The organism is Pseudidiomarina aestuarii (assembly GCF_048263735.1).
Lineage (GTDB): Bacteria > Pseudomonadota > Gammaproteobacteria > Enterobacterales > Alteromonadaceae > Pseudidiomarina > Pseudidiomarina aestuarii_B.
Genome location: NZ_JBLXDX010000002.1, coordinates 1 through 13,576, shown reverse-complemented (window position 1 = coordinate 13,576; position 13,576 = coordinate 1). Strand labels below are relative to the sequence as shown.

Annotated in this window: 12 protein-coding genes and 4 tRNA genes; 14 read left to right on the top strand and 2 right to left on the bottom strand. The window is 50.6% G+C overall.

All coding sequences use genetic code 11. The features are described from left to right. Window positions 1-3: 3 nt before the first annotated feature. Window positions 4-681, bottom strand: a complete 678-nt coding sequence (locus ACN0S4_RS04755) for a Bax inhibitor-1/YccA family protein (protein ID WP_417656576.1) — start codon at window positions 679-681, stop codon at window positions 4-6. A gap of 194 nt (window positions 682-875) precedes the next feature. Here ACN0S4_RS04755 and ACN0S4_RS04750 point away from each other — a divergent pair. The 9 genes from ACN0S4_RS04750 (at window position 876) to ACN0S4_RS04710 (ending at window position 6,012) form a co-directional block, all read left to right on the top strand. After that, window positions 876-967 (top strand) — tRNA-Ser (locus tag ACN0S4_RS04750). Window positions 968-1,094: 127 nt separating this feature from the next. Continuing rightward, window positions 1,095-1,886 carry a thioesterase family protein gene (locus ACN0S4_RS04745; RefSeq protein ID WP_417656575.1) on the top strand — a complete coding sequence of 264 codons (792 nt, stop codon included), beginning with the start codon at window positions 1,095-1,097 and terminating at the stop codon, window positions 1,884-1,886. Window positions 1,887-2,065: 179 nt separating this feature from the next. Beyond that, window positions 2,066-2,722 (top strand): LuxR C-terminal-related transcriptional regulator, encoded by a 657-nt coding sequence (locus ACN0S4_RS04740; RefSeq protein ID WP_169929782.1) that lies wholly within the window; start codon window positions 2,066-2,068, stop codon window positions 2,720-2,722. After that, the gene (uvrC, locus tag ACN0S4_RS04735; RefSeq protein WP_417656574.1) at window positions 2,712-4,565 is read left to right on the top strand and encodes an excinuclease ABC subunit UvrC; all 1,854 of its coding nucleotides are present in this window, start codon (window positions 2,712-2,714) and stop codon (window positions 4,563-4,565) included. Before ACN0S4_RS04740 ends, uvrC begins: the two co-directional genes overlap by 11 nt. A 15-nt stretch (window positions 4,566-4,580) precedes the next feature. Next, complete coding sequence (pgsA, locus tag ACN0S4_RS04730) at window positions 4,581-5,132, top strand: CDP-diacylglycerol--glycerol-3-phosphate 3-phosphatidyltransferase (RefSeq protein ID WP_169929784.1); 552 nt, start codon at window positions 4,581-4,583, stop codon at window positions 5,130-5,132. A 79-nt stretch (window positions 5,133-5,211) separates the two neighbouring features. Then, window positions 5,212-5,287 (top strand) — tRNA-Gly (locus ACN0S4_RS04725). Between the two features lie 8 nt (window positions 5,288-5,295). After that, a tRNA-Cys gene (locus ACN0S4_RS04720) sits at window positions 5,296-5,369 on the top strand. Between the two features lie 33 nt (window positions 5,370-5,402). Beyond that, window positions 5,403-5,489 (top strand) — tRNA-Leu (locus tag ACN0S4_RS04715). A gap of 196 nt (window positions 5,490-5,685) precedes the next feature. Continuing rightward, a complete protein-coding gene (locus ACN0S4_RS04710) occupies window positions 5,686-6,012 on the top strand; it encodes a hypothetical protein (RefSeq protein ID WP_417656573.1) in 327 nt (108 codons plus the stop codon). A 58-nt stretch (window positions 6,013-6,070) separates the two neighbouring features. Here the strand turns inward: ACN0S4_RS04710 and ACN0S4_RS04705 are convergent, their stop codons facing one another. Beyond that, on the bottom strand, window positions 6,071-7,213 hold the full coding sequence (locus tag ACN0S4_RS04705; protein WP_417656572.1) for a hypothetical protein: 1,143 nt from the start codon (window positions 7,211-7,213) through the stop codon (window positions 6,071-6,073). A gap of 672 nt (window positions 7,214-7,885) precedes the next feature. On the opposite strand from ACN0S4_RS04705, the gene ACN0S4_RS04700 reads away from it, so the two are divergent. The 5 genes from ACN0S4_RS04700 (at window position 7,886) to ACN0S4_RS04680 (ending at window position 13,446) form a co-directional block, all read left to right on the top strand. After that, the gene (locus ACN0S4_RS04700; RefSeq protein ID WP_417656571.1) at window positions 7,886-8,269 is read left to right on the top strand and encodes a hypothetical protein; all 384 of its coding nucleotides are present in this window, start codon (window positions 7,886-7,888) and stop codon (window positions 8,267-8,269) included. A gap of 673 nt (window positions 8,270-8,942) precedes the next feature. Continuing rightward, window positions 8,943-10,166: a sodium/glutamate symporter gene (gene gltS / locus ACN0S4_RS04695; protein ID WP_417656570.1), complete on the top strand. Its 1,224-nt coding sequence runs from the start codon at window positions 8,943-8,945 to the stop codon at window positions 10,164-10,166. Between the two features lie 187 nt (window positions 10,167-10,353). Then, window positions 10,354-10,854 carry a GNAT family N-acetyltransferase gene (locus ACN0S4_RS04690; protein WP_417656569.1) on the top strand — a complete coding sequence of 167 codons (501 nt, stop codon included), beginning with the start codon at window positions 10,354-10,356 and terminating at the stop codon, window positions 10,852-10,854. Between the two features lie 191 nt (window positions 10,855-11,045). Beyond that, window positions 11,046-11,588 (top strand): phosphoglycerate mutase family protein, encoded by a 543-nt coding sequence (locus ACN0S4_RS04685; protein ID WP_417656568.1) that lies wholly within the window; start codon window positions 11,046-11,048, stop codon window positions 11,586-11,588. Window positions 11,589-11,922: 334 nt separating this feature from the next. Continuing rightward, complete coding sequence (locus ACN0S4_RS04680; RefSeq protein WP_417656567.1) at window positions 11,923-13,446, top strand: flavocytochrome c; 1,524 nt, start codon at window positions 11,923-11,925, stop codon at window positions 13,444-13,446. Window positions 13,447-13,576: the final 130 nt, after the last annotated feature.

The following is a 13,576-nucleotide window of genomic DNA, read 5'->3' as shown; positions in this document are numbered from 1 at the left end:
GACTTAGTCGTCACCGCCACCGAATGCCATCAAAATATTAATGAGGCTTAAGAAAATATTGTACAGCGATACGAACAAGGTCACCGTCGCAAGTACATAATTGCGTTCACCGCCATGAATAATTGCACTGGTTTGCATTAAGATGGCACCTGCAGAGAACAAGATGAAGACTGCAGATAAGGCTAAGCCTAAAGCAGGAATGTTCAGGAACAGGTTCGCAATAAACATGACGATAATGGCGACAAAGCCGGCCATCATCATGCCGCCTAAAAAGGACATATCCTTTTTGGTGGTCAATACGTAGGCTGACAAGGAAAAGAAAATCAACGCAGTGCCACCTAGGGCCATCATGATGATTTCTTGTCCTGCAGGTCCAATGGCGCTAATCATGCCTAAAATAGGGCCTAACGTGTAACCCATGAAACCAGTTAACGCAAAAGTTAACACCAGTCCCATGCTGCTATTAGCGGTTTTATGAACGGCAAACAGCAATCCATAAAAACCAACCAATGTAATAATTAGTCCTGGATGAGGGAGTCCCATGGCTGCTGAGAGATACGCTGTGAACGCACTAAATGCCAGCGTTAAGCCCAACAACATGTAGGTGTTACGTAATACCTTGTTGGTTTGTAGAATCGACTCACTTGTTTGCGAAGTCGAAATGTGAGCTTGGTTACTCATGGATATCTCCGTGTTGTTGTAATACCACTAGTCTACCGCAAAAATGGTGGTGACAAGCAAGGTTTTCAAGTGTATTTGCGGTCGATCTGATTAAAATGACAGCAAACAAACCATTTGGTTTCAATTTTTGCTTTACAAGCGTGTTTTGGCTCTTTATCATTCGCTTCGTCTTGAGGCACAGCCTCGAAGACTGCGGAGAGATGGCAGAGTCCGGTTTAATGCACCTGACTTGAAATCAGGCGTGGGTTTGCGCCCACCGGGGGTTCGAATCCCTCTCTCTCCGCCACTATTCCGAAAGCCCGCTGCTAATCCCAGCGGGCTTTTTACTTTCTAGCACCATGTTCATCCAGTCTCACTTCTTTTTCCAACGAATCTTTGTATAATCAAACGCACGTTTGAATTTTAAGGATTTGATGATGCAGTTTACGGATATTCTGAATAGTATTACTCCAGCAGCAATACAAAAGATCGACCTACCAGCCGGGTGGGGACAAGGCCGCGCGTTGTTTGGTGGACTTACCGCTGGTATCGCGTGGCAGCACGCTCAGCATGGTGCAGCAGCCGAGCAGGATTTACGTGCGTTGACCATCTCCTTCGTAGCGCCAGTGCAACCTGGTGCCGCTGAATTGCATCGACGAATCCTGCGTGAAGGGAAAAACGTGACCCAAATTGCAGTGGAAATTATTCAGGAAGACAACGTCGTCCTCTCAGCCCTGGCAACCTATGGACGCTCACGCCAGTCGGCAGTCACCATTACCGATATGCCCACTGCCAGTATTCCCCCGAAAGAGCAGGGGCCTGCATTTCCCAATCACCCATTGATCCCTGAATTTACTCATTTCTTTGATTACCGAGTGAGTGTAGGCGGCTTACCATTCTCGGGTATCACGTCACGCAGCTTTGGCGGTTGGATGCGGTTTCGAGACGAACAACAACCTATCACGATTGGTAGCTTTTTAGGATTAGTCGATGCCTGGCCCCCAGCGCTGTTGCAGCACCTGAAAGAACCGGTACCTGCTAGCTCATTAACATGGACTATTGAATTTCCTGCGCCATTACCCGCGTGCTCAACGCATGATTGGTGGCAGTACGAAGCCTATATTGACCACGCTGCGGATGGTTATGGGCACACGCACGCTCATATCTGGGATCATTCAGGGCAACTTGTTGCAATTAGTCGACAAACTGTCACGGTTTTCGGATGAATGAAGCGCTAAGCGTTGTTATATGTCCGTATTTACCGTTCATTCGACAGGCATTGGCTATCGCGCGAGCAAATGAGATAAAAATGCAACATTTAACTTGATAAGTGTTTAGATGTGAGTCATACATGAACTCCTCTGGAATGGTTCCAGAGTTTATACAACTACAAGGAAGTGTCAGTATGACTGACTTCATCATCGCTATTTCTAGCGATCTTGTGCGGGCTGGGATGTACGCCACTCTTAAAAGTAATAACTATCGAGTAGTAGCAAGCGTAAGCACGCTACAGCAGTTGCGCGATGAAGCAAAATCGTACCCTTATGCAACCGTTATTTTAGGGAGCCACTTCGGCGGTGACGGTACGATTGAGACATGGAAACGTCTCCAACGTCGACATGACGGTCTGCAGCTGTTGCTGTGGGCTCGCCATTTTCAAGATGTACTCGACTTTCAATGCAATCTTAAACAAGTCGATGGCTATTTACTTGAGAATGCAAACTACGATGTCTTTCTCGAAGCTTGTGCTTCGGTGAATCGTGGCCAGATGTATGTGGCTCAAGCAGTCGCAGAATATTTCGCAAAAAATCCACGCCGCCAACAGCAAGTGCGCGTCTTACAATCATTAAGTGATCGAGAGTTACAAGTCACACAAATGATCGGACGGGGCTTACGGGTGGCCGATATCGCGAAATCGCTCAATATCAGTTCAAAAACAGTCAATACCTTTCGTTATCGCATTTTTCAGAAGTTGGCGATTCGTGGAGATGTAGAACTGACTCATCTTGCGTTACAATCCGGTTTAATCGAGCTCGATTTTGCCGGAACTAATGACGACTAAACCATTTGACTCAAAGGACTTTTTAAAAAACCTGACTCATCAACCTGGCGTGTACCGCATGTTTGATGAGTCAGGCGAAGTGATTTATGTGGGTAAAGCGAAAGACCTCCGCAAACGTGTCGGTAGTTACTTTCGTGAGAAAGTCGATCGCCCCAAAACACAAACGCTTGTCGCACAAATCCATTCGATGGATGTCACCGTCACCAATTCTGAAGCCGAAGCTCTGATCCTTGAGAATAATTTCATCAAGAAATATCGCCCGCGTTACAACGTTTTACTGCGCGACGATAAATCTTATCCCTTTATTTTTGTGTCTGGACATCAACATCCTCGACTTGCTTTTCACCGGGGAACCCGACGCGAAAAAGGGGACTACTTTGGACCATTCCCCAATGGTTCGGCGGTTCGCGAAAGTTTGCGCTTAATGCAGAAGCTCTTCCCAGTTCGGCAGTGTGAAGATTCTTATTACCGTGCTCGCAGTCGGCCGTGTCTGCAATATCAGCTGCAGCGCTGTTTAGCGCCCTGTGTGGAAGGCTATACCACCGACGCCGAGTACAGTGAACAGGTTCAATTAGCCAAAGCCTTCTTGCAGGGGCGCAATCAACAGGTCATTGATCAGTTGGTCGTGCGCATGGAGGAAGCGAGTCTCGATTTACAATTTGAGAAGGCTGCGCGTTATCGCGACCAGATTTCTGCGTTACGGAAAATTCAGGAACGCAATGCGGTTACCGGTAATCAGCAAGAGCTAGATATTATTGGCTATGTGCGGCGTGGTGGTATTGCTGCAGTTCATCTGCTCTTCATTCGCGAAGGTGCAGTGCAGGGTAGTCGTTCGTATTTTCCGCGAGTGCCACCGGATACCGATGATAGCGAGATCCTGCTGTCGTTCATGTTGCAGTTCTATTTGAATACATCGTTGGGACGCCGTTTGCCGCGAGAAATCATTCTCCCAGAAGCCAATGCCACCCAATTACTCGATCCTGAGCAAGATCTGGAACTGTTAGAAGCTGCATTAGTGCAAAAGGTGCGGATCACCAACAAAGTTCGCGGTGAACGGAAGCAATATCAAGTTTTAGCGCAGAAAAATGCATTGAATGCGCTAGAAAGTAAAATGAATCAAGCATCGACGGCATTAATGCGAACACAATGTCTGGAAGCAGTGCTTGATTTAGGCATTTCAATTCAGCGGATGGAATGTTTTGATATCAGCCATACCATGGGCCAAGAAACCGTCGCGAGTTGTGTGGTCTTTGATCAACAAGGGCCCAAAAAAAGTGATTACCGACGCTTTAATATTAAAGGTATCACCCCGGGTGATGACTATGCAGCCATGGCACAAGCTTTGGCGAAGCGCTACGACCCAGTGAAGGATGATACGAGCGAAACTGCAGTATTACCTGATATTCTGTTTATCGATGGTGGTAAAGGACAGCTCAGTATGGCGGAGCAGTACTTTGCCGATTGGGGGAGTCGAGCTCCGCTATTGATTGGTGTTGCCAAGGGCGAGAGTCGTAAACCGGGCTTAGAAACGCTGATTATTGCCGGAAGCCATCAAACTATCCCGCTCAAGGGTGATGATCCAGCGCTTCATTTAGTTCAGCACATTCGCGATGAGTCACATCGATTTGCCATTACGGGACATCGTCAACGGCGTGCTAAGGTACGACGGACCTCACGTTTAGAGGACATACCGGGGATCGGCGCTAAACGGCGGCAAAAGATATTGCAAAATCTCGGTGGATTACATGAAGTGAAACAAGCTAGTATTGAACAACTTGCCGCCGTACCCGGCATCAGCCGAGAAATGGCAGAAACCATTTATCATGCGTTTCGTGACGAATAAAGGATAATCGCAGTAATGACCTGGAATGTACCCAATCTCCTGACACTATTTCGGCTCGCGCTGATTCCGGTGTTTTTGATCATTTATTATATTCCTGGGCAAGATGCTCACTTTTGGGCTGCGTTTGTTTTTGCTCTGGCGGCTATCACTGATTTTTTCGACGGATACATTGCACGTCGTTTTAATCAATTCACCAAGTTCGGTGCATTTTTAGACCCAGTGGCTGATAAAGTCATGGTTGCGGCATCGCTCGTGGTGGTAGTAGAAGATTACGCGACCTGGTGGGTGAGCATCCCAGCTCTAGCGATTATCAGCCGGGAATTGGTCGTTTCTGCACTCCGTGAATGGATGGCACAAATTGGTCGCCAAGAACAAGTGAAAGTATCGAATTTAGGGAAGTACAAGACCATTGCACAAATGGTTGCGATTACGGGGCTTATTTGGGAGGCAAATACCTTTGTCATCGTGACTGCGGCGATATTATTGTATGTGGCGTTTGTTCTAACGCTGTGGTCAATGTGGGCATATTTACGTGCTGCATGGGCAGATTTAAGCGAAGTGGATTAAAAATAGCCAAACGGCACGCAGAAAGGCAAAAAATCGTTGATTTTGAGGAAATAGCCAGTAGAATGCCTCGGCACTGGATGCGGGAATAGCTCAGCTGGTAGAGCACAACCTTGCCAAGGTTGGGGTCGCGAGTTCGAATCTCGTTTCCCGCTCCAAATTCAATGGCGGGTTGGCAGAGTGGCTATGCAGCGGATTGCAAATCCGTGGACCTCGGTTCGACTCCGGGACCCGCCTCCATTGAATGTTTTAACTCAGTCAGTCCTCATGATTGCCCGGGTGGTGAAATTGGTAGACACAAGGGATTTAAAATCCCTCGCTGGTAACAGCGTGCCGGTTCAAGTCCGGCCCGGGGCACCATCTTCTAACCTCATCGGTTAGCGCATTAAAGCTCAATCTCGTTAAGGGGTTGGGCTTTTTTGTTGTCTCTTCAAAGTTGAACTGGCAGCCATCGATTGAGATTCAGCGTCCTGGGTAACAGATTAAAGTCTAGCTTCTTCAATAGGTTGGGCTTTTTTGCTATGGTCGGTGAATTCGTGCCCACTAAAGATGACTCATGAGCTCCGGAACGTTAAAAGCAAGGTTGCTGCCTCCCCTCATCTATCTGCCGGTCGTCTGTTCAATGTTGGGGGCGGTAATCGCTTCGCTGCACCACTGGGCACTGGATCCCCTCAGCGAGCTCTGCTTTAACTTGCTCAGGGTGGAGGTAGCGCTGTTGTCGGTTGCTGTTGCAGGGTGGTTACTCAATATCTGTTTGTTGCTCAGGTTGTGGAAGGGGTGCATCCGCCTGTTTGACCATGCGGTCACCGGCATACTGCTACCCCCGCTCTTCGGTACCCTGGCTATGGCGCTGGATGTCATTACCCTGGTCTATGGCGCCTAGCCTGTTAGATGGTGAAGAAAGCTCTGCTCTGCCGCTGCAGATTGCAGGCTTAAGCTAGTCACTTTCTAGGTTTGCATAGGCGGCGTCGGAATAGGGCTGCAAGTGGGATGAGTAGACCTGGGAGGTTGAGGCTACCTCCGCTGGTGGACTTTTCCTCAGGGACCGGAAGAAAGGTCAGATTGTGGTCGTAGTAGTAGCTCTGGCCTTGGTTTGTACCCAACTTTTCTCCATAGCGTATGCCCACCTCCAGCCAAAGGTATTGTGTACCGGATAGGTCTATATTCAAACTGACACTTCTGCTGGACACCCCCGGAAGAAAATCTATACGTTGGGTAAATCCGTCATCAAAGTGGACTCCGGGCTCTGCATTGTCAGAATCGGCATACACTTCGATTGAAACTCGCTCATCCAGGGTGATCTCCTGTCCCCGGGCATCAGCCAACCAGATTCTGTAGTCAATCCTTCCCTGCATTTCCTCATTGAGCACTTTATGGACGACTTCGAATTGAGCAATAGCCAGCTCTGGCATGGATGGAGTGATGTTGGACCAACGTTTTGTGGAGGGGGAGAGTGTGGAAGTCATCTGATGAATCAGGTCGGCTTGCTGTTCATTAACCTTCAAAGGGAAAGCGGTTCGTAACTCCTGGCGCGGACACATGACATTGTCTTTATTGATGCACTCTTCTTCGGCTAATTTCGTTAACCCTACCAGGCGAAAGGCTTCATGCGCCCAATTGTCCGGCGTGCTCTCTTCCAGGGAAAGAATGGAGATTGAGTTACCTGATGATCCTGAAGAGTTTCCTTTAGAGTCAGGCTGAAGGACGACGTAGGTTACCAGGTCAGCCCCGAAACGTTGCATGGCCTGAAGAGCTTCTGATTTTGAATTCTCAAAAATCTCTTGTTGTATAAATGAGGCCGCTGAGTCCATTTCCGAAATTGGGGAGGCATAAATGACCTCCGCCTGATCACCGTAACCCGACATCAATACCGCTTTGGTTTGAAAATTCACCCTCGGGTAGGGGACGCCGTGAACATGATTAGCATGGTAAACCCACTGCTCAATGGTATTTCGAATGGACTGTTGGCTGTGAGCCTCAGTGGCCTGGGGCTCGACCATGAACACTACGTCGACATCGATGAGGGGCTCTGGCGGGCTGATGTTAAGTACCGCTGACACTAAGAGTGAACCGACTTCCAACATGAATGACTTCCTTGTTATTGATTGAATCAAACCATGTTATCTGATGGCGTTTTAATTGTTGGTCTGGATTGCTCAAAATGTGACAAGGCGTTGAAATGTATGGTCTTTGAGCGCTTGCCTATAAGGTGCGGTATCATGTTGAGTGAATAAAATAGCGTTGAAATGCTTATAACTCGCTAGGGAGATAATTTGAACGGACTTTTATAGCCAGGATAAAGCCGTAAGCTGTTTATGACCCGCTGTCTTTCGTCCGAAAGCCATTTTTCGTTTAATGAAACGTCCGCCAAAAGGGCTGCTTAATGCTGAGCGGCTCGTTGTGATAATCAAGAGGGCGAGTTTATGTTGTCGGTGACCGTATTCTGGCAAAGTTTAAAGGCTGTTCCTGGCTTGGCTCCAAATCGACGTTGAAAGGTCAGCCTTTGCCTTTCTTTAAAATTCCTCCTCAGTTTAAGTGAACAGCACTTTTTGGTCGTTATCTATCTAGAGAAGCTTCGGCTAACTATCTGGAGGATAACGAGAATGCCCCTAGGGTTCTGGCGATTTATGCAGGCTGGTCTGGCGATCTTTGTGGTCGCGGCCAGCTTGTCTGCGCTCGTTGTCTATCGACAGGACCATCAAGTGCCGAGACAGTGGTGTGCCAGGCAGGGCTGCCTATCCAAGGAGTGGGCGAGGGTGGCCGAACGTGTAGTGGCTAACGAGCTCTATATTCAGGCCAGTGATCCCGCCCAACTGCTGAATCTGTTTCTCGTGGATCTCGGCTCCCTCCAGCACCAGAAGGGTGCCGTGTACCAGTTTTTGCTGCTGACCCTCGATAAAGACGCCAGGTTCGCCACCATCGCCTCGGCGATGCTGCTAAATGGTTACCGGACCGACTGGAAGTTTGCCCAGGAACGCCAACTGAAGGGGGCGGTGCTCGATTACTGGCACGATCATCCCGGGGACGGATACTGGTGGGCGATGCTCACGGGAGCCGCACCCAGGCCAAACTGGACGCCGGCACAATTGGACGCCTGGTTAAGACATCATGGCAACTCCGAGTCCAAAAATGCGGAGTAGCGCCAACATTTCACTCTGGTTTCAGGGGCGGAGAACCCTTGCTTTGAAAAAGTCGTACCGATTTTGGGTAGGAAAATAAGAGAAAGTGACTAAAGAGTGCGCGGTCAATTGCCTGTCACTCCAATGCCGCTAATCAGATCAAGGCATGGAATGCAAAGTCACCTGGCGCAACCGCATATTAACTTCCGAATTACCTCAGAACTGATGACAGGCCTCGATTCTCAGTTGTTTATTGCTAAATGGCGTTGATATTCAAGCTTTAATCCATTTTCCCAGTACCTTTCCCTTCTATTGGCTGTTTGGCATGGCGAACCAGGGGGTGTTAACGGGCCGCTGACAGGGGGTGGTCTCAGGAATTGACATGCGCCCGCGAAAAGTAACTTGCCGCCAATAAATTCAACATAAACAACAGCCTGTAACTGTGGTGCCTAAGCGATTTTGTTGTGTTTGACAAGATGGTGCCAGGGTGACTCAGCAGGTAAAATTAGCCTCATGATTGAAACTATCCTCCAGCTTCATTTCCGCGGTTGTGGCTACACACAAGCCCTGATCGCACCTTAGGGAATTTTCGCTCCTTTATCCCCAAATTGGTGACACTCCTGGCACTGGGTCGTGCAGATCCCGGGGCGGTGCTCCTGTTTGGCAGTTCAAAACGACTTAAAAAGATAATCTCATGAACTCAGTGATTGTAATCAACGAACTGGAATCTCTGATGATCGCCATTGTGGTGTTGTTTCTCGGCTATTTCATCAATGGTAGGGTGGCGGTGCTCAGACGATACAACATTCCAGAGCCCATTGTCGGTGGGCTGGTTGTGGCCTCCGCCATCGCTTTGGCTCACCGTTTTGGCGTGGATTTTCAGTTCAGCCTGGCCATCAAGAGCACCCTGATGAAGATGTTCTTTGCCACGGTTGGCCTGGCAGCCAGCTTCAAACTGCTGGCTCAGGGAGGCTCCAGGGTGTTCCTGTTTCTGGGTTTGGCCACGGTGTTTATTCTGATTCAGAATGGCGTCGGTGTGGGCCTGAGCTCTCTGCTTGGGCTGGATCCTTTGCTCGGACTGGTGGTGGGCTCCATTACCCTGTCAGGCGGGCACGGTACCGGTGCGGCCTGGGCTCAGACCTTTGCCAACGAATTCGGCTTGCAGACTCTGGAGTTATCCATGGCCTCGGCCACCTTTGGTCTGGTGATGGGCGGCATCATTGGTGGACCGGTGGCGCAGAGACTCATTCGCAAGCACGCGCTTAAGTCCTCTTTCGGTGAGGGGGAGAACCATCACCTCGAGCATCCGGATCTGGTGACCTACAGCGACCATGAGCAGGACAGGATTACCTCCAAAAACAGCATCGAGGTGTTGTTCATTCTGCTGCTCTGTGTCGCCAGTGCGGCCCACATCAAAGCCTATGTGGATGGCTTCGGGATCGATTGGCTGCGCATTCCTGACTTTGTCTACGCCCTGTTCGTTGGGGTGGTGATCACAAACCTGTGTGAGGCCACCGGCATCTACAAGATCAACAACGAAACTGTCGATGCCCTGGGAACCATCTCTCTGTCGCTGTTTCTGGCGATGGCGCTGATGAGCCTCAAGCTGTGGGAGCTTCTGGATTTGGCGCTGCCGATGCTGGTGATCCTCTGTGCCCAGACGGCGATATTGGCGATGTTCGCTTACTTCGTGACTTTCAGGGTAATGGGCAGCAATTATGACGCCGCCATCATCTCCGGCGGCCATTGCGGCTTTGGCATGGGCGCCACCCCGACGGCGGTGATGAACATGGGATCATTGGTGTCTCATCACGGACCGTCGCCCCAGGCCTTTATGGTGGTGCCTGTGGTCGGGGCCTTTTTTATCGATCTCACCAACCTCATTGTGCTTCAGACCTATGTCAGTTTGATTCGATAAGGGTGCAGAATAAAAAAGCCAGCGCGACGCTGGCTTTTTTTGTACAGAGCCCCTGGTCCTTCGGGGGCCGCTTGTCTGGCCGGGATGAGATTATGTTCCTAACCATGAGTCTCCCGGGGTCATTGATATCGTTTTGTCCCTTTGAGACTATCGCGGCTTTCAAGCGTTTAATCATCTATTGTGATTTATGAACACAGCCAGTATGTGTACTGATTTGTTGATTCGGAATGGTTCGGTGGCGGATGCCGAGTCTGTTCAAGGGATCGCTGGTCCCATTATGGAAAGCTATGGCCTGGTGCCAGACTTTGAGCTCCTGGATTATGAGCTTGGGCACTTCGGCCAGGGGTATCAAGGGGCCATTGCCCAGCTCGTTGCGTGCATTGGGGAGCGGGTGGTTGGCTCGGCGATACTCAAGGAGTATCAGCCCAGTGTGGCTAAGCTCACCGGATTCTATGTTTGTGGTCAGTTCAGAGGTAGGGGCGCAGGGCAGCAATTGCTGATCGAAGTGATTCAGCGGGCCCGAGAAAGCGGGTGCAGTGCAATCTACCTGGAGACGTGGGACAAGATGGAGGCCGCAACGGCGTTGTACAAACGATTGGGGTGGCAAAAGGTGAAAGATCTACCCCCTGACAGCGGAGCCGAGCGAGGTTATCTGCTTGAGCTGGGCAGCATAGCCGGGTTTGTCTGAGGCAATATTGTAGGGCGGGGACCCAGTTGCAACGGCCATCCATCCGGTCAGGCCACCCCGGCCGAAGGTTGGTGCAGTCGCTTCTATATAGCTTTTGATGTTTCGCTTCAAAAGCAGGGAAGCTCTCAGCTTGCCTTTAGGGTTTGGTCGATGAGACCCTGTGCCTTGTTTTTGTACCTGGGAAGAGCAGAATGTTGAAGGGAATCCAATTGGGGGTGCTGTTGACCCTGGCCCCATTGTTTTTTGGCTATGGGAGCAGTGCGACCGCCAATGAACTTACCGCTGATGAGTCACCCTTGACGGTGTTTCTGGTGCGCCACAGTGAAAAGGAAGCGGGGAAAGATCCGGCGTTAACCCCTGAAGGTCTGGTTCGGGCCCAGTCATTGGCACGGCTGCTTGGCAGCGTTCAGCTGGATGCTGTTTACTCTACGGATTATCGCCGAACCCTCGCGACCGCTAAGCCCACGGCCAGCATACAGGACCTGTCGGTCTCCCTCTATTCCCCCAGAGAGTTAAACGGGTTTGCTGAACAACTGAAGCAACGTGGCGGCCAGGTGCTGGTAGTGGGGCACAGCAATACCACGCCCCAACTGGTGTCTGTGCTCGGCGGTGATGCGGGCCAGCCTATCGATGAGAAGCGGGAGTTTGACCGCTTATACCTTCTTCAGACAGACAGTGCCGGGAAGGTTTCTACCCTGGTGCTACGTTACGGACAGGACGCAAACACTAAATAAGCCCACGTCTTATTTACAGATGCCAAGCAATAACTGCAGTCGTTGATATTCGCTTTTAATGAGAGCAAACATGGCTGCAGTTACTATTATCTTCAAGTAAATCTAATAATTACCAATCGAAGAAATAACAGAGCGCTAGTGATTTAATGTTCTTGGTGAAATCAATGCATTGCGCTCATGTTGAAGGTAAGAAAACTATTTCAAATAGTGATTTAACTCTAAAGTTTGATTGTGTAACCCTTCTGTAATCAATAACGGTCGACATCCTCGCAACTTGGAACTGGTTCCAACACTAACCTAACACTCGATTAACTAAAACAAGGGTGAGAACCAAATGAGTAAAGTTAATATGTTAGGACGCCGTAACTTCATTAAAGGGCTGGGTGCAGCTGGCGCAGTAATGGCTGCACCTGCCATGGCGGCCTCTGTCAACGCCAAAGGTGTGAAGTGGGACGAGACTGTAGAAATCGCCATTATCGGCTCCGGCTTCGCCGGTCTGGCCGCAGGCATCGAAGCGGCCCGCCAAGGCTGTAAGTCAGTCACCATCTTCGAAAAGATGCCTGTTTTCGGTGGTAACTCCGCCATTAACGGTGGTCTGTTCGCTGCGCCTCAAACTCCCATGCAGAAAGAGAAGGGTGTTGAAGACTCTGTTGATCGCATGGTGAATGACGGCCTGAAAGCCGGTCGTGGTATTGCCGACGAAGCTCTGCTGCGTCACGTGGCGTCTCACGCCATGGAAGCGCTGCAGATGACCATCGACGCCGGTGCCGTATACCACCCCTACCTGCAGCAGCTGGGTGGCCACTCCGTACCTCGTACCTACCAGACCACCGTCAGCTGTGGCGCCGGTATCACTCAGCCTCTGCTGGGTGAGTGCCGTAAGTTGGGCGTAAACATGGTGCCTCGCACCAAGTTCAAAGGCTTCATCCTGGATGACGCTGGCAAGGTTGTGGGCGTACGTCTGAACCAGGGTTACTACTTCGAAGATGAAGATGCCGGTGTAGAGAAAGAGATCAACGTACGCGCGACTCGCGGCGTGATCATGGCCACCGGTGGCTTCGCTCAGAACGTTGACCTGCGTATGGCTCAGGATCCAACCCTGACCGCCGAAGTGGGCTGTACCAACGCCAAGGGTGCCACCGGTGAAGGTATGTTCGAGATGTTCCGTCTGGGTGCCATCCCCGTGCACATGGCGCACATCCAGTCCGGTCCCTGGGCGTCCCCAGATGAGGGTGGTTTCGGCTATGTGTCCAACTACTCCATCTTCAACTTCCCACACTCCATCGCGGTTAACCGTATGACCGGTAAGCGTTTCATGAACGAAATCGCTGACCGTAAGACCCGTGCCGACGCCGAACTGGCTTGTCGTGATGCTGAAGGCAAGCCTCTGCCTCCGATCATGATCACCAGCTACGAGCACGCCAAGCAGCACCCCAACTGCAAGAAGGTACTGAAGTACGGCGTAGGCTGGAAGTTCGACTCCCTGGAAGCACTGGCCAAGCACTTCGACGTGCCTCTGAAGCCTCTGCAGGAGCAGGTTGAAGAGTACAACGGTTACGTGAAGACCGGTAACGACGAGCAGTTCGGTAAGAACATGGGCAAAGCCAAGGGTAAGTACCTGAAAGCGCCCTTCACCGTGGTTCGCCTGTGGCCCAAGGTTCACTACTGCCAGGGCGGTGTTCAGATCAACACCAAGGCCGAGGTTAAAGACTCCTTCACCGGTAAGCGCATCGAAGGCCTGTACGCCGCGGGCGAAGTGGCCGGTGGCATGCACGGTGTGAGCCGTCTGGGTAGCTGCTCCATTCCAGATTGCATGGTAATGGGCATGACTGCTGCTCGCAGCATCATGGGCGCCTGAGTCAATAACGGAATTAATGAGGATTAGATGATGAAAAAGTTAATGACCCTGGCCGCTGTTGCTGCTCTGCTGGCAAGCACTCACGTTGCTGCTGAGATCAAGGCTGATGCCTCTCTGACCGACCAAGGTA